Annotated in this window: 24 protein-coding genes; 8 read left to right on the top strand and 16 right to left on the bottom strand. The window is 62.0% G+C overall.

Features of this window, described 5'->3' with window-relative positions; genetic code table 11:
- Window positions 1–3: 3 nt before the first annotated feature.
- From NCG91_RS03930 to NCG91_RS03940, 3 genes are read right to left on the bottom strand one after another with little or no spacing between them, the layout of a single operon-like run.
- Window positions 4–1,194 (bottom strand): hybrid sensor histidine kinase/response regulator, encoded by a 1,191-nt coding sequence (locus NCG91_RS03930; RefSeq protein WP_251348651.1) that lies wholly within the window; start codon window positions 1,192–1,194, stop codon window positions 4–6.
- A complete protein-coding gene (locus NCG91_RS03935; RefSeq protein WP_251348652.1) occupies window positions 1,191–2,069 on the bottom strand; it encodes a CheR family methyltransferase in 879 nt (292 codons plus the stop codon). Before NCG91_RS03935 ends, NCG91_RS03930 begins: the two co-directional genes overlap by 4 nt.
- A gap of 28 nt (window positions 2,070–2,097) precedes the next feature.
- The gene (locus NCG91_RS03940) at window positions 2,098–5,580 is read right to left on the bottom strand and encodes a response regulator (RefSeq protein ID WP_251348653.1); all 3,483 of its coding nucleotides are present in this window, start codon (window positions 5,578–5,580) and stop codon (window positions 2,098–2,100) included.
- 282 nt (window positions 5,581–5,862) lie between these two features.
- On the opposite strand from NCG91_RS03940, the gene NCG91_RS03945 reads away from it, so the two are divergent.
- Window positions 5,863–6,315, top strand: a complete 453-nt coding sequence (locus NCG91_RS03945) for an Hsp20/alpha crystallin family protein (RefSeq protein ID WP_099668519.1) — start codon at window positions 5,863–5,865, stop codon at window positions 6,313–6,315.
- Between the two features lie 102 nt (window positions 6,316–6,417).
- Here NCG91_RS03945 and NCG91_RS03950 read toward each other — a convergent pair whose 3' ends face one another.
- Window positions 6,418–7,764: an MFS transporter gene (locus tag NCG91_RS03950; protein ID WP_099667920.1), complete on the bottom strand. Its 1,347-nt coding sequence runs from the start codon at window positions 7,762–7,764 to the stop codon at window positions 6,418–6,420.
- Window positions 7,765–7,981: 217 nt separating this feature from the next.
- Here NCG91_RS03950 and cyoA point away from each other — a divergent pair, with 217 nt between their 5' ends.
- From cyoA to NCG91_RS03985, 7 genes are all read left to right on the top strand, one after another.
- Window positions 7,982–8,965, top strand: coding sequence for a ubiquinol oxidase subunit II (cyoA, locus tag NCG91_RS03955; RefSeq protein WP_251348654.1), 984 nt, complete (start codon window positions 7,982–7,984; stop codon window positions 8,963–8,965).
- 84 nt (window positions 8,966–9,049) lie between these two features.
- Window positions 9,050–11,053 (top strand): cytochrome o ubiquinol oxidase subunit I, encoded by a 2,004-nt coding sequence (gene cyoB, locus NCG91_RS03960; RefSeq protein ID WP_251348655.1) that lies wholly within the window; start codon window positions 9,050–9,052, stop codon window positions 11,051–11,053.
- Window positions 11,046–11,684, top strand: coding sequence for a cytochrome o ubiquinol oxidase subunit III (cyoC, locus tag NCG91_RS03965; RefSeq protein WP_251348656.1), 639 nt, complete (start codon window positions 11,046–11,048; stop codon window positions 11,682–11,684). The genes cyoB and cyoC overlap by 8 nt, the downstream gene beginning before the upstream one ends.
- Window positions 11,681–12,067 carry a cytochrome o ubiquinol oxidase subunit IV gene (cyoD, locus tag NCG91_RS03970; RefSeq protein ID WP_034748058.1) on the top strand — a complete coding sequence of 129 codons (387 nt, stop codon included), beginning with the start codon at window positions 11,681–11,683 and terminating at the stop codon, window positions 12,065–12,067. The genes cyoC and cyoD overlap by 4 nt, the downstream gene beginning before the upstream one ends.
- Complete coding sequence (locus NCG91_RS03975) at window positions 12,064–12,921, top strand: SURF1 family protein (protein WP_251348657.1); 858 nt, start codon at window positions 12,064–12,066, stop codon at window positions 12,919–12,921. Before cyoD ends, NCG91_RS03975 begins: the two co-directional genes overlap by 4 nt.
- Window positions 12,905–14,254: an ATP-binding protein gene (locus NCG91_RS03980; protein ID WP_099667925.1), complete on the top strand. Its 1,350-nt coding sequence runs from the start codon at window positions 12,905–12,907 to the stop codon at window positions 14,252–14,254. The genes NCG91_RS03975 and NCG91_RS03980 overlap by 17 nt, the downstream gene beginning before the upstream one ends.
- Window positions 14,244–14,780 (top strand): response regulator transcription factor, encoded by a 537-nt coding sequence (locus NCG91_RS03985; RefSeq protein WP_034788474.1) that lies wholly within the window; start codon window positions 14,244–14,246, stop codon window positions 14,778–14,780. Before NCG91_RS03980 ends, NCG91_RS03985 begins: the two co-directional genes overlap by 11 nt.
- Window positions 14,781–14,793: 13 nt before the next feature.
- Here the strand turns inward: NCG91_RS03985 and NCG91_RS03990 are convergent, their stop codons facing one another.
- The 12 genes from NCG91_RS03990 to mnmH form a co-directional block, all read right to left on the bottom strand.
- Complete coding sequence (locus NCG91_RS03990; protein WP_251348658.1) at window positions 14,794–15,540, bottom strand: hypothetical protein; 747 nt, start codon at window positions 15,538–15,540, stop codon at window positions 14,794–14,796.
- Window positions 15,541–15,797: 257 nt separating this feature from the next.
- Window positions 15,798–16,025, bottom strand: coding sequence for a hypothetical protein (locus NCG91_RS03995; protein ID WP_251348659.1), 228 nt, complete (start codon window positions 16,023–16,025; stop codon window positions 15,798–15,800).
- Between the two features lie 51 nt (window positions 16,026–16,076).
- Window positions 16,077–16,571 carry a GNAT family N-acetyltransferase gene (locus tag NCG91_RS04000; protein WP_251348660.1) on the bottom strand — a complete coding sequence of 165 codons (495 nt, stop codon included), beginning with the start codon at window positions 16,569–16,571 and terminating at the stop codon, window positions 16,077–16,079.
- The gene (locus tag NCG91_RS04005) at window positions 16,568–16,942 is read right to left on the bottom strand and encodes a hypothetical protein (RefSeq protein ID WP_251348661.1); all 375 of its coding nucleotides are present in this window, start codon (window positions 16,940–16,942) and stop codon (window positions 16,568–16,570) included. The genes NCG91_RS04000 and NCG91_RS04005 overlap by 4 nt, the downstream gene beginning before the upstream one ends.
- A gap of 181 nt (window positions 16,943–17,123) precedes the next feature.
- Window positions 17,124–17,636, bottom strand: a complete 513-nt coding sequence (locus NCG91_RS04010; RefSeq protein ID WP_251348662.1) for a GNAT family N-acetyltransferase — start codon at window positions 17,634–17,636, stop codon at window positions 17,124–17,126.
- Entirely contained in the window at window positions 17,633–17,998 is a 366-nt protein-coding gene (locus NCG91_RS04015; RefSeq protein WP_251348663.1) for a hypothetical protein, read from the bottom strand. Before NCG91_RS04015 ends, NCG91_RS04010 begins: the two co-directional genes overlap by 4 nt.
- Before the next feature lie 25 nt (window positions 17,999–18,023).
- Window positions 18,024–18,824: a phosphonate ABC transporter, permease protein PhnE gene (gene phnE, locus NCG91_RS04020; protein ID WP_251348664.1), complete on the bottom strand. Its 801-nt coding sequence runs from the start codon at window positions 18,822–18,824 to the stop codon at window positions 18,024–18,026.
- Window positions 18,821–19,633: a PhnE/PtxC family ABC transporter permease gene (locus tag NCG91_RS04025; protein WP_251349215.1), complete on the bottom strand. Its 813-nt coding sequence runs from the start codon at window positions 19,631–19,633 to the stop codon at window positions 18,821–18,823. The genes phnE and NCG91_RS04025 overlap by 4 nt, the downstream gene beginning before the upstream one ends.
- A gap of 17 nt (window positions 19,634–19,650) precedes the next feature.
- A complete protein-coding gene (locus NCG91_RS04030; RefSeq protein WP_099667935.1) occupies window positions 19,651–20,463 on the bottom strand; it encodes a phosphonate ABC transporter ATP-binding protein in 813 nt (270 codons plus the stop codon).
- Between the two features lie 67 nt (window positions 20,464–20,530).
- Window positions 20,531–21,409 (bottom strand): putative selenate ABC transporter substrate-binding protein, encoded by an 879-nt coding sequence (locus tag NCG91_RS04035; protein ID WP_180278788.1) that lies wholly within the window; start codon window positions 21,407–21,409, stop codon window positions 20,531–20,533.
- Between the two features lie 26 nt (window positions 21,410–21,435).
- Entirely contained in the window at window positions 21,436–22,500 is a 1,065-nt protein-coding gene (gene selD / locus NCG91_RS04040; protein ID WP_251348665.1) for a selenide, water dikinase SelD, read from the bottom strand.
- Window positions 22,501–22,545: 45 nt separating this feature from the next.
- Window positions 22,546–23,637, bottom strand: a complete 1,092-nt coding sequence (gene mnmH / locus NCG91_RS04045; RefSeq protein ID WP_251348666.1) for a tRNA 2-selenouridine(34) synthase MnmH — start codon at window positions 23,635–23,637, stop codon at window positions 22,546–22,548.
- Window positions 23,638–23,749: the final 112 nt, after the last annotated feature.

The following is a 23,749-nucleotide window of genomic DNA, read 5'->3' on the forward strand; positions in this document are numbered from 1 at the left end:
GCCTCAGCTGCCGGCCAGCGGCAGGGTGACGCTGAACAGGGCGCCATTGCCGGGCTGGCTTTGCAGGGTGATGGCGCCGCCGTGCGCGTCCACCAGCTGCTTGGTGATGAACAGGCCCAGGCCCAGGCCGCCCGTGCGGTCCTGGTGGATGACGCGCTCGAAGGCGTCGAAGATGCGTTCCTGGTCGCGCGCGTTGATGCCGATGCCATGGTCGCGCACTTCGATGACGGCGCTGTTCTGCGTGTGCGCCAGGCTGATTTCCACGGGCTGGCCCTGGCCGTAGCGCACGGCATTGCTGATCAGGTTGACAACGATCTGCTCGACGCGGAAGGCATCCCAGTAACCCTGGATGGGTTCGAAGGCCAGCACTTCCAGCACGCTGCCGGCGGCGGCCGCATACGGTACCAGGTCGTCCGCCACGCGGCGTACCAGGCTGGTCAGGTCGACGGCTTCGCGGCGGATCGACAGCTTGCCGCTGGTGATGCGCGACACGTCGAGCATGTCGTCGATCAGGCGCACCATGCTGCGGATTTGCCGCCCGTCGCGCGCCACCATCTTGCCCAGCTTTTCCGGTTCGAAGGCGGCCAGGTTGCCCCGTTCCAGGTTGACGGTGCGCATCTGCGTTTCCAGGAACAGCGTATTCAGCGGCGTGCGCAGCTCGTGCGCCACCATGGACATGAATTCGTCGCGCAAGCGCAGCGAACGCTGCAGTTCCGCCTGGGTGGCGCGCAATTCCTTCAGCAGCGCTTCCTGCTGCTGGCGGCTGTGCTCGAGTGCCTGCACCTGGCGCCGCGTTTCGCTGCGCTGCTGGTGCAGGGCAACGAAGACGTTGACCTTGCTTTGCACGGCATTGATGTCGAGCGGCTTGTGCAGGAAATCGACGGCGCCGCTTTCATAGCCCTGGAAGGCGAAATTCATTTCCTTGCCGGCCGCCGTGACGAAGACGATGGGGATGTGGCGCGTTTTTTCCGTGCCGCGCATCAATTGCGCCAGCTCAAAGCCATCCATTTCCGGCATTTGCACGTCGAGGATGGCCAGCGCGAAATCGTGTTCCAGCAGCAGGGCCAGCGCTTCTTCGCCCGAGGATGCCTGGTAGACGCTGCGGTCGCTCTCGCGTATCAACGCATTGAGCGCGCGCAAGTTTTCCGGCAAGTCGTCAACGATCAGCAGTTTGGTGCTTGTTTCATTCATCATGTTTCATTCCTGGCATGGCTTTGCCGTCCAGCGTAGTGGGAAGCGGCGTGCGACGGCGCACGCTTGCGGTAGAGCTTTTCGGGACCCGGCAATGGCTCGAATTCGGCGGCAAAGCGGGTGAAATGCGTGCTTTCCTTGCTGCCCAGGCCCAGGAAACCCCGGTGGCACAGCGAGTCGTGGAACAGGCCCAGGGCCCGTTCCTGCAAGGTTTTGTTGAAGTAAATCAGCACGTTACGGCAGCAAATCAATTGCGTTTCAATAAAAACACTGTCCGTGGACAGGCTGTGGTCGGCAAAGTTGATCCTGTCGAGCAGGTGCTGCTGGAAACGCGCAGTGACATGCTCGACCGTGTAATAGTCGGCCAGATGGCCCAGGCCGCCGGCGGCCAGGTAGTTGGCGCCGTACTCATCGAGCCGGTGCAGCGGATACACGCCGCGCGCGGCCGTGGCCAGCGCTTGCGGATTGATGTCCGTGGCGTAAATCGTGCTGCGTTCGAGCAAGCCTTCCTCGTGCAGCAGGATGGCCAGCGACAGCGCTTCTTCGCCCGTGCAGCAGCCGGCCACCCAGATGGTCGGCGACGGGTAGGTTTTCAGCACGGGCACCACCTGTTCGCGCAAGGCGCGGAAAAACGCCGGGTCGCGGAACATTTGCGTGACGGGCACGGTCAAAATCTGCAGCAGCTTGCCAAAGGCGGCGGCATCGTCCAGCACCAGCTGCTGCAAGGCGGGCAGGTCGGCGCAATGCAGGCGTTCTAGCGCCTGATGCAGGCGCCGCCGCTGCGAGGGTAAAGAGTAGTCGCGGAAGTCATAGCTGTAGCGCTGATAGATTGCCTCCATCAGCGCCTGCAGTTGTGCGTCCGTGGTGCGCTGGGACATCAGCGCCGCTCCCGGGCATGGCGTGTCATCACATGCGTTCCATCTTCGGCATCCACACGCGCAGCAGCGAATACAAACGGTCCAGGTCGATCGGCTTGGCCAGGTAGTCGGACGCGCCCGCCTGCAGGCATTCTTCCTGGTCATTTTTCATGGCCTTGGCCGTGATGGCGATGATGGGCAGCTTGTTGTAGCGGCCATCGGCGCGGATCAAGCGCGTCGCTTCCAGGCCATCCATGCCCGGCATCATGACATCCATCAATACGAGGTCGATATCGTCCACGCTGTTGAGCTTGCTGATGGCTTCGAAGCCGTTGCGGCCGATTTCCACCACCACGCCTTTCTGTTCCAGCGCATTCGTCAGGGCAAAGATATTGCGCACGTCGTCGTCCACCAGCAAGATCTTGCGCCCTTCAAACACGCGTTCGCGGCTGCGCACCTGCTGCAGCATGCCCTGGCGCTCGCTCGACAGTTCCGACTCCACCTTGTGCAGGAAGAGGGTGACTTCGTCGAGCAGGCGTTCGGGCGAGCGGGCGCCCTTGATGATGATGGAGCGCGAATACTTCATCAGGTCCGCTTCTTCCTCGCGGCTCAGGTTGCGGCCCGTGTAGACGATGACGGGCGGGAACGAGCACAGCTCTTCATGTTCCATGCGTTCGAGCAATTCGTTGCCCTGGATATCGGGCAACTTGAGGTCGATGATCATGCAGTCGAAAATCTGTGTTTTCAGCAATTCCAGCGCCTGTTCGCCCAGCGCCACGGCCGTGATTTCCACGTCGTCGTCGCTGATCAGGTGCACCACGCTTTCGCGCTGGCGTTCGTCGTCCTCGACCAGCAGGATGCGCTTCATCTTTTGCGTGAACTTCGATTCGAGCTTGCGGAACACTTCCTTCAGCTGCTCGCGCGTGCGCGGCTTGGTGGCGTAGCCGATGGCGCCCAATTGCATGGCTTCCTGCATCTGGTCGTTGCCGGAGACGATGTGCACGGGAATGTGGCGCGTCAGCGGGTTTTCCTTGAGCTGCTGCAAGACCAGCAAGCCCGGGCGGTCCGGCAAGCCCATGTCGAGCAGGATGGCGTCGGGCAGGAATTCCTGCGCCAGGCGCAAGCCTTCGTCGGCGCCGTGCGCCACCAAGCAGCGGTATTGCATTTCATGTGCCAGGTCGAACAGGATGCCGGCGAACGACGGCTCATCCTCGATCACCAGCACGGAACGCTGGCCCGTCTTGGCCGCTGGCACGCTATTCCTGTCATCCTCGAAGGTGGGCAGCGGCACGGGCTTGGCAGCAGGCGCCGCCTTGGGTGCGGCGGCCGCGATTCTGGCGGGGGCCTGCGGCGCGGCGGCGGGCACGGTGACCGCTTCCGCCGCGCGTTCCGGCATGACGGCCGGCAGCACGAGGGTGAACGTGCTGCCCTGGCCGGGCGTGCTGGCCAGCTCGATGCTGCCACCGAGCAAGGCGGCCAGGTCGCGCGAAATCGACAGGCCCAGGCCCGTGCCGCCGTAGCGGCGGCTGGTGGTGCCGTCGGCCTGGTGGAAGGCGTCGAAAATCTTGTGCTGCTGGTCGCCGGCGATGCCGATGCCCGTATCCTGCACCTCGAAGCGCACCTGGCCGGCCGCAGCGGTGCTCACGTGCAGCGATACGCTGCCCGTGTCGGTAAACTTGATGGCGTTCGACAGCAGGTTTTTCAGGATTTGCTCGAGGCGCTGGCGGTCGCTGACAAACGATGGCGGGGCGTCCGGCGCCACCTTGACGTCTAAGACGAGTTTCTTTTGCTGCGCCTGGGCGCCGAACAGCATCTTCATGCTGCTGAGCAGCTCGTCGAAGGGCACGGCTTCCGGCGTCAATTCCAGCTTTCCCGCCTCGACCTTGGAAATGTCGAGGATATCGTTGATGAGGGTCAATAAGTCGTTGCCGGCCGAATATATGGTTTGCGCAAACGTCACTTGCTCCGGCGTCAGGTTGCCGCTGGTGTTGTCCGACAGCAGCTTCGACAGGATTAGCGAGCTGTTCAACGGCGTGCGCAGTTCGTGCGACATGTTCGCCAGGAATTCGGATTTATAGCGGCTGGCCCGCTGCAGCTCTTCGGCGCGCGCTTCCAGCTGTGCATGGGCTTCGCCGATGGCCATGTTTTTCTGGTCCAGCGACAGCGCCTGCACGGCCAGCTGCTCGTTCGACTGTTCCAGTGCCGCCTTTTGCTCTTCCAGGTGGGCTTGCGACTGTTCCAGCACGCGCGATTGCTCGCCCAGTTCTTCATTGGCCGTGCGCAATTCTTCCTGCTGCACTTCCAGTTCTTCATTCAATTGCTGGGTTTCTTCCAGCACATTTTGCAGGCGCTGGCGGTACAGGGCCGCTTCCAGCGACGTGCCGACATTCGCGGCAATCAGGTTCAGCCATTCCTTGGCGCGGGCACTGACGGGATGCGTGAAGCCCAGTTCGATGACGCCGTTGACGACGCCTTCGTTATTGACGGGCGTCAAGACCAGTTCCAGCGGCGTGCCGTGGCCCAGGCTCGATGTCACGGTCAGGTAATTGTCGGGCACTTGCTGCACATGCTTGAGGCGTTTTTCGCGCGCCGTCTCGCCCACCAGGCCTTCGCCCAGCTTGAAGACGGGCTTGTCCTTGACGCCCTGGTCGCTGAAGCCGTACACGGCCGTGCGGCGCAGGCTGCCATCCTCGTCGACGACGTACAGGGTGGCGACGGCCACGTCGAGGCGGTGAGCGAGGAAGTCCAGCACGTGCCGTCCCAGCTGCGGCAAGCCCAGTTGGCCGCTCGTGTGGGCCGCCAATTCCGTCTGCCCAGTGCGCAGCCACGCCTGCTCCTGCAGCACGTCATTGTCCTTGCCGCGCTGCTCGAGCGCATCGTTGTAGATGTCGGACAGGCGCAGCAGTTCGCGCCGTCCCAGGTAGGCGAGCAAGCCCGACAATCCCAGGCTGAGGATGAGGAAGACCACCACGGCCAGCATGGTGCGGCTTTCGGCCGTGTCGGCCCGTTCCTGGCGCAGCCGCTGCTCCATGGACAGGAAGGCGAGGAATTCGCGGCGGATTTCGTCAAATTCCAGCTTGCCTTCGCCCTGGCGCACGCGCGCGAGGAATTCCTGGTTGCTGCGGCGCTGGGCGATCACGCCTTCGGCATAATCGAGCCACTGGCCTTGCAGCGCGCGGATGCGGCGCAGCCGGTCGACCTGGATGGGGCTGTCGGACACCAGTTCCAGCAGCGTGTTCATTTCGACGGCGATCTTTGCCTTGCCTGATTTATATGGCGCCAAAAACGTTTCGTCGCCCGTCAGCAAGTAGCCGCGCATGCCCGTTTCCAGGTCGACGGACAATTTCATGACCTCGTTCGCATTGCCGATCACCCGTTCGGAATGCTCGACCGAGCGCAGGGCCGACAGCAGGTAGGCGATCAGGGCGACGAACACGAGGGCCGTGATGACCCCGATGACCAGCGGCAAGGTGACGTTGCGGGTGAGGATGCGGCGAAAGCTGAAGGAATCGATCGGGGTCTTGGTATTCATCATGTCCGTGTAAGGCTGTCGCGAAAGAATCAATTTTAATTGAAATGCAAGTTTTCTGGTGGTCAAGCATGGCGTGCGCTAGCATAACAGTCTTGTGCCCAATTGCCGACTCGCACGCCTGTGCAAGGCGAGGCAACGCACAGATCAAAGTGGCGGGAAAATCAAGCTGGCCACGATTGAGGCAGGTCAAAGAGATTGGTTGTTGTCATCCTAAGATGCAGGAGGTGGCGGCGTCCTTGCGGGCGGCCGCCGTGTGCAAGCCAACCCATGCAGGAGGACATCATGGCCAATCATTTGATCCACCGCGATCCGCAGCACCCGCTGGGACGTTTCGACCCCTTCAGCGACATGGAAGAATTCATGCGCGACTTTTTCGCGCCCGCCTTGCATGTGCGCGACGTGGGCAATGGGCGCATGCGCGTCGACATTGCCGAAACCGAACAAGCCTATCAGTTGCAGGCGGACATTCCAGGCGTGAATAAAGACGATATCCAGGTGTCCATCGATGGCAACCGCGTCTCCATCAGCGCCGAACTCAAGAATGAAAGGGTGACGCGCGACGGCGGCGGCAAGGTCGTGCGCAGCGAACGCGAGTACGGCCAGCAATACCGCAGCTTCGTGCTGCAGCATGAGGTGGACGAGGCCGGTGCGCAGGCCCGTTATGAAAATGGCGTGTTGCTGCTGGACTTGCCGAAGAAGGAAGGCACGGGCGGGCGGCAGCTGGCGATACAGTAAGCGTGACCAGGAAGCGTGGCGTCAAGCTGGCGCGGGGATGAAAAAAACGCCGGACGGAGCCGGCGTTTTTCAGTGCTGTGCGTACTGCACACTATATATATGTCAGTCGCGGATTTCCAGTGCCCGGTTCAGGCTCAGGGCGGCCAGCGAGGCGACGGCGCCCGACAGCAGGTAGAAGCTGACGTAGGCAAGGCCGAAGTTGGCTGACAGGCCCAGCGCCACCAGCGGAGCGAAGCCGGCGCCGACCAGCCAGGCCAGGTCGGACGTCAGGGCCGCGCCCGTATAGCGGAAGCGGGCAGGGAAGTTGGCCGTCACGGCGCCGGCTGCCTGGCCGTAGGACAAGCCCAGCAGGCTGAAGCCCACGAGGATGAACACGTCCTGGCCCGTATTGCCGCCGCCCATCAGGGTCGGCACGAAGGCGCTGAAGATGGCGATCAGCACGGCCAGCACGCCCAGGGTGGTGCGGCGGCCCACTTTATCGGCCAGCAAGCCGGAAATCACCACGCCGACGGCGGCCAGCACGGCGCCCAGCATTTGGATTTGCAGGAAGTCCGGCGCGGAACGCGTCTGGTAGACGGAAATCCACGACAGCGGGAACACGGTCACCAGGTGGAACAGGGCATAGCTGGCCAGCGCGGCGAGGGCGCCGATCAGCACGTTGCGGCCCTGGCCGCGGCTCATTTCAAACACGCTCACGGGCTGCAGTTCGCGTTCGTCGAGCAGGCGCGCATATTCATTCGTCGACACCAGGCGCAGACGGGCAAACAGGGCGACCACGTTGATGGCGAAGGCCACATAGAAAGGATAACGCCAGCCCCAGTCGAGGAAGTCTTCATCCGTCAGGGTGGTCAGCATGAACCAGAACAGGCCGGCAGCGATCAGGAAGCCGGCGGGCGCGCCCAGCTGGCCCAGCATGGCGTACCAGCCCCGCTTGTTTTCCGGCGCGTTCAGGGCCAGCAGCGAGGGCAAGCCATCCCACGAACCGCCGAGGGCCACGCCCTGGCCGATGCGCAGCACGGACAGCCAGATGATGGCGGCAAAACCCAGGTGGGAATACGTGGGCAGGAAGGCGATGCCGGCCGTCGACACGCCCAGCAGGAAGAGGGCGAAGGTCAGCTTGGCGCTGCGCCCCATGCGGCGCTGGATCTCCATGAAGATCACGGTGCCGAACGGACGGGCGATGAAGGCGAACGAGAAAATCAGGAAGGCATATAAAGTCCCTTCCAGCCGCTCTTCGAATGGGAAGAAGACGCGCGGAAACACCAGCACCGAGGCGATGGCGTAGACAAAGAAGTCGAAGTATTCGGAAGCGCGGCCGATGATCACGCCGACGGCGATCTCACCGGGGTCGATATGCGATTCGACCGTGCCGGCCCCGCTTGCGTCGCGCAGGGAGTGAGGGGAAAAGTCGGCGGGTACATCCCCGCTGTGTATGCGCGTGCTGGACATGATGATCGTCTCCAATATAGTTTCGAGTTCGGCCAACGCGTAACATACCCCGGGTGTCTCACGCCCGGAGTAGGACTATTCAATAGATAGCTGTAGGAAAACTCCGCAACTACCGAGTGAAAATCCGAGCAAGGGGTAGGACAAAACGTCCAATTGCCAACGCGCTCCAGTGAGAATACAGTACCATATCTTCATCCCCTGTACTGGACTTTCCTGTATGTTTTCATTAAAAGTTCGTCGCGGACTGCTTCTTTTACCTCTCGCATTGTTGGCTGGTTGCAATACGGTGGTACTGAATCCGTCCGGAGACATCGCAGTTCAGCAAGGCAATCTGATTGTCATCTCGACATTGCTGATGCTGTTGATTATCGTTCCGGTAATCGCCCTGACCCTGCTTTTCGCATGGCGCTATAGAAAAAACAACACCGCGGCCAAATACGAGCCGGACTGGGACCACTCGACTCGCCTCGAGCTGATCATCTGGGGCGCGCCCCTGCTGATCATCATCGTGCTGGGCCTGCTGACCTGGATCAGCACCCACACCCTCGATCCTTATCGTCCGCTGAGTCGTATCGACGCCAACCGTCCGATTCCTGCCAGCCACAAGCCGATGATCGTCGAAGTCGTGGCGCTGGACTGGAAATGGCTGTTCATCTACCCGGAGCAAGGCATCGCTTCCGTGAATGAACTGTACGCGCCAGTCGATCGTCCGATCCGCTTCAAGATCACCGCGTCGTCCGTCATGAACTCGTTCTTCATCCCCGCACTGGCAGGTCAGATCTACGCCATGCCTGGCATGGAAACGCAGTTGAATGCCGTCATCAACAAGCCTGGCGTCTACAAGGGCTTTTCCGCCAACTACAGCGGTGCCGGTTTCTCGGGCATGCGCTTCAAGTTCCACGGCGTGAATGATGCGGACTTCGACAAATGGGTGGAATCGGCACGTGCCGGTGGCGGCGCGCTGAACCGCGACGACTACCTGTCGCTGGCCCAGCCTAGCGAACGCGACCCGGTCCGCCGCTACAGCGCCGTACCTAGCGATCTGTACAAGGCAATTCTGAACCGCACCATCGTTTCCGACGCTCTGTGCGTGACGCCGGTCGAGCCATACAAATTGACGATGGCAAATAGCCCGGTAGCGGCCGTAACGGCAGTAGTCGCTAGCGATGCAGTAGTTGAAAAGGGCGTTCAAGCCAAGTAACGACTGCATGAATCCCGCAGCGCATTGCGCTGCAGATACTGGCGCCGCTTGCCTGGCGCCTCCCTTTTTTCTCTGAGAGTAACAATGCTAGACCATATTGATCTGACGAAGCTTATATTCGGCCGTCTGACTTGGGATGCAATTCCATTTCACGAACCTATCCTGCTGGCGACCTTTGCAATGGTCGCCCTGGGCGGTATCGCACTCGTTGCGGCACTGACGTATTTCCGCGTTTGGGGTACCCTGTGGCGCGACTGGATCACCAGTATCGACCATAAAAAAATCGGTATCATGTACATGATCCTGGGCCTGGTCATGCTGCTGCGCGGCTTTGCCGACGCGCTCATGATGCGCACCCAGCAGGCAATCGCCTTTGGCGACAATGCCGGCTTCCTGCCACCGCATCACTACGACCAGATCTTCACCGCCCACGGCGTGATCATGATCTTCTTCGTCGCGATGCCTTTCGTGACGGGTCTGATGAACTACGTGGTGCCGCTGCAAATCGGCGCGCGCGACGTGGCTTTCCCTTTCCTGAACAACTTCAGCTTCTGGATGACCACCATGGGCGCCGCCCTGGTCATGGCTTCGCTGTTCGTCGGCGAATTCGCCCGCACGGGCTGGCTGGCGTATCCACCGCTGTCGGGCATCGTCGGCAGTCCGGACGTGGGGGTAGACTATTACATATGGTCCTTGCAGATTGCCGGGGTCGGGACGCTATTGTCCGGTGTCAACCTGATCGCCACCATCGTCAAGATGCGCGCGCCAGGCATGACCTGGATGAAAATGCCGGTCTTCACCTGGACCGCACTGTGCACCAACATCCTGATCGTCGCCGCCTTCCCGGTGCTGACGGCCGTGCTGGCCATGCTGTCGCTGGACCGCGTTGCAGGCTTTAACTTCTTCACGACGGAACTGGGCGGCAACGCCATGATGTACGTCAACCTGATCTGGATCTGGGGTCACCCAGAGGTGTACATCCTGATCCTGCCGCTGTTCGGCGTGTTCTCGGAAGTCGTTGCCACCTTCAGCAGCAAGCGCCTGTTCGGCTACGCTTCGATGGTGTACGCCACCTGCGTCATCATGATCCTGTCGTACCTGGTATGGCTGCATCACTTCTTCACCATGGGTTCGGGCGCCAGCGTCAACTCCTTCTTCGGCATCACGACGATGATCATCTCGATCCCGACGGGCGCGAAGATCTTCAACTGGCTGTTTACCATGTACCGCGGCCGTATCCGCTTCGAACTGCCGATGCTGTGGACGATCGGCTTCATGGTCACCTTCACCATCGGCGGCATGACCGGCGTATTGCTGGCCGTACCACCAGCGGACTTCGTGCTGCACAACAGCCTGTTCCTGATCGCCCACTTCCATAACGTGATTATCGGCGGCGTGGTCTTCGGTGTCTTCGCTGCGATTAACTACTGGTATCCGAAAGCCTTCGGTTACAAGCTCGACGCGTTCTGGGGCAAGTGCTCGTTCTGGTTCTGGTTCGTCGGCTTCTACCTGGCCTTCATGCCGCTGTACGTGCTGGGCCTGATGGGCGTGACCCGTCGTGTCAACCACTTTGAAGATCCATCGCTGCAAATCTGGACCATCATCGCCTGGTTTGGCGCCGTCTCGATCGCACTGGGCATCGCGTCCATGCTGATCCAGTTCTTCGTCAGCTACCGCAACCGTCACGCCCTGCGCGACGTGACCGGCGACCCATGGGGCGGCCGTACGCTGGAATGGTCGACGTCGTCGCCACCGCCAGACTATAATTTCGCCTTCACGCCGCAAGTGCATGAACTCGATGCATGGACCGACATGAAGAAACATGGTTACCAGCGTCCGACGTCCGGTTTCACGAAGATCCACATGCCGAAGAACACCTGGGCTGGTTTCGTGATCGCCGCACTGTCCGCACTGGTCGGTTTTGGCCTGATCTGGCAAATGTGGCTCGTCGCCAGCATTGGCTTCGTGATCATGATGGTCACCATCATCGTCCATACCTTTAATTACAAGCGCGATTACTACATTCCTGCGGAAGAAGTGGTCCGTACCGAAGACGCTTATACTAAATTGCTGAGCAGCCATGTCTGATACCATCGCCCATAACACCGGCGCCGCTGGCGCCGCACCAAGCACGCGCAGCTACTTTGTGCGCGAGCACCACCCGGAAAACGGCAGCCTGCTGGGTTTCTGGCTCTACCTGATGAGCGATTGCCTGATCTTCGCCTGTCTGTTCGCCACGTACGCCGTGGTCGGCCGCAGCTACGCGGACGGCCCAACGGGCGCCGCGCTGTTCGACCTGCCGCTGGTGGCCGTCAACACGGCCATGCTGCTGTTGTCGTCGATCACCTACGGCTTCGCCATGCTGGCCATGCAGCGCAAGCAATTGCGCAGCACCCTGGTCTGGCTGGCCATCACGGGCCTGTTCGGCCTGGCCTTCCTGTCGCTGGAAATGTATGAATTCATTCATCTGATCCACGAAGGCGCCGGTCCGCAGCGCAGCGCGTTCCTGTCGTCGTTCTTCGCCCTGGTCGGTACCCACGGCTTGCACGTGACGTTCGGCGTGATCTGGCTCGTGACCTTGATGTTCCAGTTGAACAAGCATGGTCTGACCCCGGAAAACGGCCGTCGTATGATGTGCCTGTCGCTGTTCTGGCATTTCCTGGACGTCATCTGGATCGGCGTCTTCACCTTTGTCTACCTGATGGGAGTGCTGCCATGAGCGACCACCACACACACGGCGATAGCCACCACCATGACAATCACGATCATGGCAGCCTGAAAAGCTATACCATCGGCTTCATCCTGTCGGTGATCCTGACGGCCATTCCTTTCTGGCTGGTGATGACGAAAGCCATCACCAACTCGGGCACCATGGGCCTGGTCCTGCTGGCGTTCGCGGCCGTTCAAGTCGTGGTACACATGGTGTACTTCCTGCACATGAACACCAAGTCCGAAGGCGGCTGGAACATGATGGCGCTGATCTTCACGATCATGATCGTGGGTATTGCCATGGCCGGTTCCCTGTGGGTCATGTACCACATGAACCACAACATGATGCCGGATCTGATGCCTGAGTACATGCATACGAAAACGGCTCCATGATGAGTAATACGCGCCCAAGCAACACCGGGCGCGCCCCTGGCGCCGCATCGCAAGATGCCGCGCCAGGCCCACGCGGCATGGCTGTGCATTATTCGAAAATTGCACTGGCCTTGCTGGCGGGGATCTTGTTTGCCGGTTTCTGTGCCTTGGGCACCTGGCAAGTCAAGCGCCTGTTCTGGAAGCTTGACCTGATCGAGCGCGTCGAACAACGCGTACATGCGCCCGCAACGGACGCACCTGGACCCGCAGCCTGGGCCAGTGTCACGCAGCAAACGGATGAATACCGCCATGTGCGACTCTCCGGTACGTATCTCCCCATTTTCAATACCCTGGTGCAAGCAACGACGGCACTGGGCAGCGGTTACTGGCTGGTGACGCCCTTGCGCCTGGCCGATGGTAGCACCGTGCTGATCAACCGCGGCTTCGTGCCCAAACGCGAAGGCATCGCCGCCAGCACGCCGGCCGGCATCGTCCACGTGGACGGCTTGCTGCGCGTCAGCGAGACGGGCGGCGGTTTCCTGCGCGAAAACAGTCCTGCCACGCAGCACTGGTATTCGCGCGACGTGGCCGCCATCGGCGCCTCGCACATGCTGACCAACGTGGCGCCATACTTCGTCGATGCGAAGGCAAAGTCGGAAACGGCTGCGGACGCCCCCGTCGGCGGGCTGACCGTGATTTCCTTCCACAACAGCCACCTCGTGTACGCCTTGACGTGGTTCACCCTGGCCTTGATGGTAGCCGGTATCAGCTGGTGGATCGTGCGCGAAGACAAACGTCGCCGCGCGCGCAAGGCCAGCTTGTCCCAACAGCACCTTGATCTATCGCAAGAAAGCGACCATGCCGGGCAGGATTGAGATCCTGCCCAACCGCGAGGTGCTAGAACGCGGTGCGGTGGCGGCCGAGATGGAACATCCGGCCGGCCACCAGAACATGAAGCTGCTGATCCAGCTGCGCTGGCTGGCCGTGATCGGCCAGATCAGCACGATCTTCGGCGTGGGCGTGGGACTGGGCATCGCCTTGCCCGTGCCCTACATGCTCGAAGTGCTGTCCTGCCTCATCGCTTTTAATTTAGCCAGCCTGCTGCGCTGGCACGAACGCCAGCCCGTGTCCAACACGGCCCTGTTCCTCGCTCTGCTGGTCGACGTCACCGTACTGACGGCCCAGCTCTACCTGAGCGGCGGCATCAGCAACCCGTTTGCCTTCCTGTACTTATTGCAAGTCATCCTCAGCGCCGTCCTGCTGGAAGTGTGGTCGACCTGGATCATGGTGGCCATCACCAGTCTATGCCTGGCGGGCCTGGCCTTGCTGCCCGGCCCCTTGATCCTGCCGATCGACCCGGAACGGGGCTTTTCCAGCCTGTACGTGCAAGGCTTGCTGATCTGTTTCATCCTGAACGCCGCCTTGCTGGTGGTGTTTATTACGCGCATCAACCGCAACCAGCGCGCCGGCGACGCCAAGGTGGCGGACTTGCGCCAGCGCGCGGCGGAAGAAGAGCACATCATCCGCATGGGCTTGCTGGCTTCGGGCGCCGCGCACGAGCTGGGCACGCCGCTGGCGACCCTGTCCGTGATCCTCGGCGACTGGCGCCGCATGCCGGAACTGAGCAAGAACAGCGAATTGCTGGAAGAAATCACGGAAATGCAGGCGCAATTGCAGCGCTGCAAGAGCATCGTCAGCGGCATCTTGCTGTCTGCGGGCGAAGCGCGCGGCGAATCGTCCGTGAAAACGACGATCAACACCTTCCTCAACGACCTGGTCGACGAGTGGCGCACCAGCCGCCCGATCCAGGATTTCGAGTACGATAACCGCATCGAGCACGACGTACCCGTCGTCTTCGATTCGACCCTGAAACAAACCATCTGCAATGTGCTCGACAATGCGCTGGAAGCGTCGCCCGACTGGCTGCGCTTCGAAGCGACGCGCGAAGCGGATGCCTTGCACCTGGTCATCACCGATGCGGGCCCCGGCTTCGAGCCATCGATGCTGACGCACCTGGGCAAACCGTATCAAAGCAGCAAGGGCAAGCCCGGCGGCGGCCTCGGCCTGTTCCTGGTGGTGAATGTTGCGCGTACCTTGGGCGGTACGGTGACGGCGCGCAACAGGGTGCAGGGCGGGGCGGTGGTGCACCTGGCCTTGCCGCTGGCGGCCATCAAACTGGAAAGAGAAAGCGACCACCATGCAGGATGACCGTCTGTTACTGATCGTGGAAGACGACGCCGCGTTTGCCCGCACCCTGGGCCGCTCGTTCGAACGGCGCGGCTACCAGGTCATCCTGGCCACGAATTTCGATGAGGCGAGCGCCTTGCTGGAACAGCATTGCCCCGACTACGCCGTCGTCGATTTGAAGCTCAATGGCAATACGTCAGGCCTGGCTTGCGTGCAGATGCTGCACCAGCACGACCCGGAGATGCTGATCGTCGTGCTCACCGGTTACGCCAGCATCGGCACGGCCGTCGAAGCCATCAAGCTGGGCGCCTGCCAGTACCTGGCGAAACCGTCGAACACGGACGACATCGAAGCGGCCTTCGGCCACGTGGCCGGCAACGCGGACATCGAACTGACGAACCGCGCCACCAACATCAAGACCCTGGAATGGGAACGCATCCACGAAATGCTGGCCGAGACGGATTTCAATATCTCGGAAACGGCGAGAAGGTTGGGCATGCACCGGCGCACCCTAGCGCGCAAGCTGGAAAAGCAGCGGGTGAAGTAGGGCGCCGCGCCAGCTAGTCGTCGGCGAACGTCAGTTCGAGCACGCTGTCGTCGCTCCAGTCCTGTTCCCGCAGCGGCGGCGTGAACGACGAACCGCTGAAGGGCACGGGCGCGCTCTTGCCATTAAAACTGATCGTTGCCGCCGTAATGCGCCGCGGCTCGGAAAAGCTGTAGGTTCCCTTTTGCGACACGAAATTGCACGGGCCGCCCAATGCGCTCATCGCCGTGCGCATGGCGAAAGGCAAGGTTTCCTTGTCGATGGCCCAATGCACTTCGCACGCCAGCCGCAGGTCGCCCAGGCGGCGCAGCGTGTCGCTGGTGGCCGCGCTCCTGACGTAGGGTATCCACCTGACCGACCCCGCCTTGCGGTTGACGGTCAGCTCGGCCTTCTCATACAGAGGACCCTGTTCGACGGGCAGGCTGAAGATATTGCGCTCCCCCAGCGGTATCGCCATACCCGCCTCGTCGCTTTCCAGCCGCAGCGCGATGGCATGCATGTCGACATCGGCACGGCGCGGCTCCAGGATGAAGCGTAATTCGGCGCCAGGCGCCAGCGCATGCTTTTCCTCGAAGCGTTTGACGCCCTTGAGCATGGCGCTGTAGGGTTTCCAGTCCGGATCCCGGATGCCTTTGACATTGACGGACGGCGCCGTATCCGGTTCAGCCTGTTCCACGGCCGGCGCCACGGCTTGTTCCACATCGGCCTGGGCGTGGACGGCGGCGCCGCATGCACATAGCAGAAGTCCGGCGATTGCACGCATATTCATCCTGTTCATTTGCCTCTCACGTCATTGTTTATCAAGTCAGAGCAGTCTGTTTTTCCTGCCCATTCAAGGAAACATAAGTGTAGAAAAGAATGGCGATGAATGGGGATTTTTAGGACAGAGTGTCAATCTGGAGCAATGGAATGCTTGAATCAGCTGTTTTTTAGCGGCATTGGGAAAAGAAAGCAACGTTGTGCCGATGCCGCGTCGATGCGCGTATCTGCCATGAATGATTTACTCGCTAAAACACTATATTACGCCAATGCCATCAACAGGCCGGAAGCGATGACTACCGCAGCAAACAGGGCGACGGCAAAGCGATTATGCGGCAACGCTCTCGCCGGCGGGTAGTGGCCCAGCGTGAGTAGCCGTAGTATTGCCCAGCCCGGCCAATAGAACAGCTTTTCAATGATCGTTCCTAACAGGTTATAGATCAGCAGACGAACGATCCAGACGATGCCGTCAAAAATCCAGTCAAGCACGACTCATCCTCGGAGGGACGCAAGAATGGCCGTTACGCGCAGTGATCGAACTCATGCCACCGCCAGCCATTCCATTTTTTGCACGCGGATATGGGGATGGCTTTCCAGCGCTTCCCATTCCGGTAAAAAGACAAAGCCCTGTTTCTGGTAAAACGCGGCCGCGCGCGCATTTTCCGGCGCGACGTCGAGCACCAGCCGCGCGTGGCCATTGCCGACGGCGCATCGTTTCACGGCCTCGACCAGGTCTTGCGCCACGGCCAGGCCGCGATATTCGGAACGTACCCACATGGCGATCAGGTGGCACTCGCCATTGCCGGCCACCACTTGCGCGGCCAGGCCGATGGGTTGTTCTGCGTTAAAGGCGAGGAAAAACGTGCGCTGCGGCGTGCTGACGGCGCGTTGCTGCCAGTCGGCGTCCGAAAAATCGGCCGCGCTGGCGTGGCTGGCGCCAAAGGCCGTGGGGGCGTCGAGCAGGGCGGCCAGGCGCGTGGACTTCAGCGCCGGCCAATCGGCGGCGCTGGTGGGGCGGATGACGATGTGGCTCAAATCTGTGACATTTCTTCACTGGTGGGCACGGCCGTGGACGAGGAAATCTTCTTGTACGCTTCCGCCAGCATCGTGACGGTCGCCACGTCGTTCACACTGCGGGCCTGGATGACTGTCTCGCCCGCAGCGATGGTGATGTCGCCGTTCGCATAGCTGGCGGGAAAGCGCCGTTCGACGATCTTGTTGGTGAGGACATTGCGCGCATAGCGCAGCGCCACGAGCCGCTCGCCTTCCTGCTTGATGACGACATAGTTCGGGACGGTGGTGCGTTCCAGTTTCCAGGTGCCGATAAAGTCTTCGACAGGCGCGGCGCTGGCGTTGGTGAGCAGCGCGCAGCAGGCGGTGGTAATACCAAAAAACAATTTTTTCATGGTGCCGGCAATTCCATGCAAGGGTGGCCCGCATAGGCGGGAAAGACGTCCGTCATGCTTGAATGGCGTGGCGCGCATCCATGGATGGCGCCAGTTATTTAAGTATTTGGCAATATTAACAGCATCAATGCCTTGCTGGTGCCCGTGCATGCTGCAGTGTTGTATGCGCGTAAGACTTTGCCTAGCTGTTGGCCTCAAACGCGCGGTGGTAGGTCACGTTGCCTGTTGGTAAGGACCCCGCCAGATGCAGTGTCTGGAAATACTCGGCCGGCACACCCGGCAAGACCAAGGCAGCGTCCGCGCGGAAGCCGAAACGCCCGTAATACCGTGGATCGCCCAGCACCACGCAGCCGGCCGCGCCCAATTGGTGCAAGTCGTCCAGCAATTGCCCGATGAGCTGGCTGCCCACGCCCTGGTGCTGATGGCCAGGGGCAACGGAAACGGGGCCCAGCCCATACCAGCGCGGCGTGCCGTCGCTGATACTGACGGGGGAGGCGGCCACGTGGCCGATGATGGCGCCTTCCAGTTCGGCCACCAGCGACACGCTCAGGGCGCCCGCGGCACGCAAGGCCTTGACGATGAACTGTTCCGTATGGTCCGTGTGTTCCGCATGCAGAAAGGCGTCGCGCGTGAGGTGGTCGATGGCGTCGACGTCGGCCGCGGTTTCCTTGCGAATGATCAACGCTTGTGTCATGACTGGTCCCACACTTCGATGCTCAGCAGTTGGCCGGCTTGGCAGGCGGCGATGCGCTCCGGATGCACGGTGATGGTGCCGGGCCAGCCCGTCAGCGTATCTTGCGGAAATTCCCCATCCTGCGCCTCGGCAATGCCTACCTGCAGCAGGGGCGCGATGACGTCCGCCGAAGCCGTGTAGCGGTTGGGAAAACCGTTCGACGACAACTGGGTCGCCTTGCCTTGTGTGCACAGCTGCGCGATCCAGTCGGCGCCGAACAGGCCCGCTTCCCAGGTGGCGAGAAATGCATCCTTGTTGATTTTCGTCATGTCGGCCAGCTGTTCCGGCGTTTCTGTCGAGATAATGGTCCACCAGCCTGACATGGGCTATCCTTGCGAAAAGTGACAATTAACGGGTCATGGCGCGGCGCAGCAGGTAGCTGAGGCCATCGACGGCGGCCACCATCAGCAGCATGGCGACGATGACAGTGGCGGCGTTCTGCATCTGGAACAGCGACAGATGGTATTTCAGCATCTGCCCCAGGCCGCCCGCACCGACGACGCCGAGGATGGCGGCGGCGCGGATATTGTTTTCCCAGCGGTACAGGGTATAGGACATCATTTGCGGGCTGCATTGCGGCAAGGTCGCGTACAGGAAGGCCACGGCGGGCCGCGCGCCGTTGATGCGCAAGGTCGCCGCCGGCAAGGGCGGGCAATTCTCGAAGGCGTCGGCAAACAAGCGGCCCAGCACGCCCACCGTGTGCAGCGCCAGCGCCAGGGTGCCCGCGAACGGGCCCAGGCCGGCGGCGATCAGCAAGATCGACGCCCAGACCAGTTCGGGGATCGAGCGCAGCACATTCAACACGCCGCGCGTCGCGTTGCGCGCCACGGTGCCAAAACGCCCGCTGGCGGGCAGGGCCAGCAGCGCGCCCAGCACGGCCGCGATGACCGTGCCGATGGCCGACATGGCCAGGGTCTCGAACGTGGCCACGCCGACTTTCATCAGGAAGGGGCTGGCCAGCTCGGGCGGGGCGAAGCCGTGCAGGAAGTCGGCGCTCGTGCGCACGGCGTCCGCGCTGAAAAACTCGCCCCATTTCAGGGGCAGGGTGGCGAAGCTGGCGATGACCAGCAGCAACAAACCGGCCAGCAAGGCCCAGGTGGACCAACGGACAGGCTCTGAAACAGGCAGCATGGACGTGTCGCTCTTCATGCCAGCCTCCGGCGCAGCATGGCGGAGACGGCGTCGGCGCCCGCCACCAGCAGCACGAAGACCATCAGCATGGTGGCCAGTTCGCTGCCCGCCATCATCTTCATCGATTCATCCATGCGCTGGCCCAGGCCGCCCGCGCCGACAAAGCCCATGACGACGGAGCCGCGGATCGCGCATTCCCAGCGGTAAATCGTGTACGACACCAGTTCGGCGGCCGATTCGGGCAAGGCGCCGTACAGCAAGGCTTTCAGGCGGCCGCTGCCGTTGTGCAATAGCGCATTGCAGGCGGACGCATCCGACGATTCGAGGATTTCCGCGTAGACCTTGCCCAGCATGCCGCAATAGGTGAGGGCGATGGCGATCACGCCCGCCGTCGGCCCCAGTCCCACGATACGCACCAATAACAAGGCCCACACCAGTTCCGGCACGCTGCGCAGCAGCACCAGCAAGGCACGGACCGCGTGGCGCAGGGCGGCGGCCAGGGGCGCCACCCGGCCGGAGCCGAGGCGCGAAATCGACAATCGTTCCGTCACCAGCAAGGTCAGGGGGATGGCGCCCAGCATGGCCAGGGCCATGCCGGCCGTGGCCATGGCGATGGTTTCCCAGCTGGAAATGGCCACCAGTTGCAGGAATTCCAGCGAGTGGGCGGGCGGTACGAAGCTGGCAAGGAATTGCCAGGTGGCCGCCAGGCTTTGCGCATCCCATAAAATCCACGGCTTGAATTCCGCCTGCACCAGCATCGGCCACAGCACGAGCAGCACGATGGCGGCGCCGGTCAGGCGGCCGCGCCAGGCGGGGTCGCGCGGCATCGCGGCGTTGGCGGATTTCAGCAAAGGGGCCTCGCGGCGTCCAGCTGCGTTTCCACGGCCTCGAACTGCGGCGCCGTATCCGCCTTGTTGCGGTACAGTTCGGCGATCATGGCGTCGCTGACCTGGGCGCCGGGCAAGTCGAAGACGATCTTGCCGTCGCGTAAGGCGACGATGCGCGTAAAGCAGGCGCGGGCGATTTCCACCTGGTGCAGGCTGCAGATCAGGGTGGCGTTGCGCGCCGTCGCTTCCGCTTGCAGCACGTGGATCGTCTGCAAGGCCAGCGTGGGGTCGAGCGCGGACAGCGGTTCGTCGACGAGGAAGACTTGCGCATCCGACACGAGCGCGCGCGCCATGCCGCAGCGCTGGCGTTCGCCGCCGGACAGGCGGTCGACCCGCGCATACAATTTATCCTGCAGGTTGAATTTACCTAAAGCTTCCCATGCGGCGCGCGGATCGACGGGCGCCAGCAGCGAACGGATGGCCGTCCACAAGCTCCATTGGGGCAAGCGGCCCGCCAGCACGGCGTTGACGACGCGCTGGCGCGGCGGCAGCGGCGGCGTTTGCGGCGCCAGGAACAGGCGTGCGCGCAAGGCGTGGCGTTCGGCGCTGCCGATTTGCCAGGGAGAAATGCCCAGGATGTCCAAGGTGCCGGATTCGGGACGCAGCGCGCACGCCAGTGTGTGCAGCAGGCTGGTCTTGCCGGCGCCGGACGGGCCGATCAGGGCGATCTGCTCACCCTGGGCCACGTCCAGGTCCAGGTCGCGCAGGGCCAGCGCATTGCCTGCGGCGCCCGCGTGGTGGACGCTGACCTTGTGAAGTTGGAATGTCATGCGATGTGTCGGTGTGGGGGAGTGTGCCGGATGCGTCCGCAGGACGCCATCCGGCAAGTTTCAGCAGTTACTTCAACAACTTGGCATCGCGCGCAGCCGCTTCGATATCCTTGTAGTTTTCGGCCTTGGTCGGGATGAACTTGGTGGCGCGCTGCAGTTCGAGGATTTCCTTGCCTTCGGCCGTCGATGGGTCCAGCGCCAGGAAGGCGTCCGTCAGCTTCTTGCGCACGACGGGGTTCATGTCGGCGCGCACGCTCCAGTTGTAATCGTAGTAGCCTGGCGTCGTGTAGAACACGCGCACCTTGCTTGGATCGACCTTTTTCGCTTCGACGAGCTTTTCCCACACGGAAATGTTCAAGGTGCCCGCATCGACCTTGCCGCCGGCCACAGCAGCCACGGTGGCGTCATGCGCGCCGGAAAACGCGATGCGCTTCATGTCCGTGTCCGGGTTGATCTTGGCGGCCAGCAAGTAGTAGCGCGGCATCAAGTGACCCGAGGTCGACGATTCCGAGCCGAACGTGAAATTCTTGCCCTTCAGGTCGGACAATTGATTGATGTCCTTGCTGGTGGTTACAAATACCGAGCGGAACTTCGTGTCTTCCTCGCGCTGCACCAGGGGCACGATCTTGCCGCCGCTGCGCACGTTCGCTTGCACGAAGGTAAAACCGCCGAACCAGACCATGTCCAGCTTGTTATTGATCAAGCCTTCGACGGAGGCCGCGTAATCGGTGACGGGCGTAAATTCCACCTTCATGCCCAGCTTTTTCTCCAGGTAGCTGCCCAGCGGCTTGAACTTGCGCTGCAATTCCGTCGGCGCTTCGTCGGGGATGGCGGAGACGCGCAGCACTTGCTGCGCTTGCGCCAGGCCGCTGTGGATGGCCAGGGTGGCGGCGACGGTGGCCAGGATGGCGGGGAACTTGCTAAATGAGTTCGAGAATGTGGTCATGGGACTGCCTTTGCAAAAAATATTCATTAGATTACGGAAACCCCGGTACTGCCTTCCTGCATCTCGCCGATGACGACGGCGTCGCCAAAGCCTTCGGCGCGGAAAATCGCCAGTACTTGCTCGACGGCTTCCGGCGCGCAGGCCACCAGCAGGGGGCCGGCCGTTTGCGGGTCCGTCAAAATGGCCTTGTCGATGGCGCTCAGGCTGTCGTCCAGCGCCACTTGCGCGCCATAGCCCTGCCAGTTGCGGTTCGAGGCGCCCGTGATATTGCCGTTCTGTGCCAGTTGCTGCACTTGCGGCAGCAGCGGCACGTCGTGCATGGCGATGCGCGCCTGCAACTTGGCGCCGCGCGCCAGTTCCAGGGTGTGGCCCAGCAAGCCGAAGCCCGTCACATCCGTCAGCGCATGCACGCCGTCCAGCAGGGCCAGTTTCTTGCCCGGGGTATTCAATTTGGTGGTGTTGTCGATTAAAGAAGCGTAGCCGTCCGCGTCCAGCGCGTTCTTTTTCAGCGCGGCCGACAAGATGCCCACGCCGATCGGCTTGCCCAATACCAGCTTGTCGCCGGCGCGCGCGCCCGCGTTGCGCTTCACCTGCGAGGGGTGGACCAGGCCCAGCACGACCAGGCCATAGATCGGTTCGACGGAATCGATGGTGTGGCCGCCCGCGATGGGGATGCCGGCCTGGGCGCAGATGGTTTCGCCGCCTTTCAAGATGAGACCGATGGTTTCCACGGGCAGCTTGTTGATCGGCATGCCGACCAAGGCCAGCGCCATGATGGGCGTGCCGCCCATGGCGTACACGTCGGAAATGGCGTTGGTGGCGGCAATGCGGCCGAAGTCGAACGGGTCGTCGACGATGGGCATGAAGAAATCCGTCGTGGCGATCAGCGCCTGTTCGTCGTTGAGCTGGTAGACGGCCGCGTCATCCGAGGTTTCTATGCCGACCAGCAATTCCTTCGGCAGGGGAAAACCGCCGCTGCCCTTTAAAATATCGGCCAGCACGCCCGGCGCGATTTTGCAGCCGCAGCCGCCGCCATGGGCAAATTCGGTCAATCGGATGGGGGTATCGGGTGTTGCTGCGCTATCGGACATGGTCGTCATCCTGCTCAAAAAGGTCATCAAAAGCTGCGCCGGCGCTTACGCGGCGCTGGCGGCACGGTGTTCGCCGACGATAGCACATAATGCGCGCGCGGCTTGCTCAAAGGCATGTTCTGAAATGTCGGGCAAGACCAGCGGCGTCGCCTGGGCGTAGCGGCTGAAGTTGCGGGCGATCGATTGCCGGTAGACGGGGTCGTAATGCTGCACCAGCAGTTCTTCCACGAGCTCGGCCATGCGGCCGGAAGTGGCCAGCTGCTGCCAGTGGGCAATTTTCTCCTTGCCATGCAGCTGCGTCAACAGGGCCAGCTGCACGTTCAGGCGCGCCGGGTCGCCGACGAAATGCTCGTAGTCCTGCATCAGCAATTGCACGCGCTGCTCCGTGGCCAGCCGCACATCCGTGCAGGCGGCCGCGCGCATCTTGTCCATCAGCGCATCGGGCACGCGCAAACGGCCCACTTTCTTGCTTTCCGATTCGATGAAGACGGGGAGTTGCGGGTCGAAATGGCGCAGTTGCTGCCACAGCGCGCTTTCAAACGCTTTTTGCGCCGGCTGGTCCGCCTCGGGCAAGCCGCCCAGCACGGAGCCGCGGTGGGCCGCCAGGTCTTCCAGGTCGATCACTTGCGCGCCTTGCCTGTCGAGCACTTGCAGCAAACGGCTCTTGCCGCTGCCCGTGGGGCCGCACAGTACGTTGATGAAGTCGAAGCGTTCGGGCAGGGTGGCCAGCTCGGCATTCACGTGGCGGCGGTAATCCTTGTAGCCGCCTTCGAGCTGCGTGACGGGCCAGCCGATGCGCGCGAGGATGTGCGCCATGGCGCCGCTGCGGTTGCCGCCGCGCCAGCAATACACGAGGGGTTTCCAGTGCTGCGGATGGCCGAGGAAACCGTCTTCGATATGCTGCGCGATATTCCTGGCGATCAGCGCCGCGCCCAGCTTCTTCGCCTCGAAGGCGCTGGTCTGTTTATATAGGGTACCGACGCGCACGCGCTGTTCGTCGTCCAGCACGGGCAGGTTGACGGCGCCCGGCAAGTGGTCTTCCGCGAACTCGGACGGGCTGCGCACGTCGATGATGGCATCGAATTCATTCAGGCGCGGCAGGATGTCGCTGAAGGGAAGCACTGCAGGGTATTTCATCGTGGCGCGGCTGCTTGGAATGGGGAAAGACGTATTATCCCCGATAAACGCCCGTGCGGTGGTGGCTTAATACGCCTAACAAAACCGTAGCGAGCGGAAGGAAGTTGTGGCC

The organism is Janthinobacterium kumbetense, assembly GCF_023703445.1.
Taxonomy (GTDB): Bacteria; Pseudomonadota; Gammaproteobacteria; order Burkholderiales; family Burkholderiaceae_D; genus Janthinobacterium; species Janthinobacterium kumbetense.

Coding starts and splice junctions, on each gene's coding strand:
- NCG91_RS04010 (WP_251348662.1), bottom strand. CDS start 17,636: ATGACACAAGCGTTGATCATTCGCAAGGAAACCGCGGCCGACGTCGAC.
- NCG91_RS03930 (WP_251348651.1), bottom strand. CDS start 1,194: ATGATGAATGAAACAAGCACCAAACTGCTGATCGTTGACGACTTGCCG.
- NCG91_RS03950 (WP_099667920.1), bottom strand. CDS start 7,764: ATGTCCAGCACGCGCATACACAGCGGGGATGTACCCGCCGACTTTTCC.
- NCG91_RS04035 (WP_180278788.1), bottom strand. CDS start 21,409: ATGACCACATTCTCGAACTCATTTAGCAAGTTCCCCGCCATCCTGGCC.
- cyoC (WP_251348656.1), top strand. CDS start 11,046: ATGTCTGATACCATCGCCCATAACACCGGCGCCGCTGGCGCCGCACCA.
- NCG91_RS04005 (WP_251348661.1), bottom strand. CDS start 16,942: ATGAAAAAATTGTTTTTTGGTATTACCACCGCCTGCTGCGCGCTGCTC.
- NCG91_RS03935 (WP_251348652.1), bottom strand. CDS start 2,069: ATGTCCCAGCGCACCACGGACGCACAACTGCAGGCGCTGATGGAGGCA.
- cyoA (WP_251348654.1), top strand. CDS start 7,982: ATGTTTTCATTAAAAGTTCGTCGCGGACTGCTTCTTTTACCTCTCGCA.
- NCG91_RS03985 (WP_034788474.1), top strand. CDS start 14,244: ATGCAGGATGACCGTCTGTTACTGATCGTGGAAGACGACGCCGCGTTT.
- NCG91_RS03980 (WP_099667925.1), top strand. CDS start 12,905: ATGCCGGGCAGGATTGAGATCCTGCCCAACCGCGAGGTGCTAGAACGC.
- NCG91_RS03975 (WP_251348657.1), top strand. CDS start 12,064: ATGATGAGTAATACGCGCCCAAGCAACACCGGGCGCGCCCCTGGCGCC.
- NCG91_RS03940 (WP_251348653.1), bottom strand. CDS start 5,580: ATGAATACCAAGACCCCGATCGATTCCTTCAGCTTTCGCCGCATCCTC.
- NCG91_RS03945 (WP_099668519.1), top strand. CDS start 5,863: ATGGCCAATCATTTGATCCACCGCGATCCGCAGCACCCGCTGGGACGT.
- phnE (WP_251348664.1), bottom strand. CDS start 18,824: ATGAAGAGCGACACGTCCATGCTGCCTGTTTCAGAGCCTGTCCGTTGG.
- NCG91_RS03990 (WP_251348658.1), bottom strand. CDS start 15,540: ATGCGTGCAATCGCCGGACTTCTGCTATGTGCATGCGGCGCCGCCGTC.
- NCG91_RS04030 (WP_099667935.1), bottom strand. CDS start 20,463: ATGACATTCCAACTTCACAAGGTCAGCGTCCACCACGCGGGCGCCGCA.
- cyoD (WP_034748058.1), top strand. CDS start 11,681: ATGAGCGACCACCACACACACGGCGATAGCCACCACCATGACAATCAC.
- NCG91_RS04025 (WP_251349215.1), bottom strand. CDS start 19,633: ATGCCGCGCGACCCCGCCTGGCGCGGCCGCCTGACCGGCGCCGCCATC.
- selD (WP_251348665.1), bottom strand. CDS start 22,500: ATGTCCGATAGCGCAGCAACACCCGATACCCCCATCCGATTGACCGAA.
- mnmH (WP_251348666.1), bottom strand. CDS start 23,637: ATGAAATACCCTGCAGTGCTTCCCTTCAGCGACATCCTGCCGCGCCTG.
- NCG91_RS04015 (WP_251348663.1), bottom strand. CDS start 17,998: ATGTCAGGCTGGTGGACCATTATCTCGACAGAAACGCCGGAACAGCTG.
- cyoB (WP_251348655.1), top strand. CDS start 9,050: ATGCTAGACCATATTGATCTGACGAAGCTTATATTCGGCCGTCTGACT.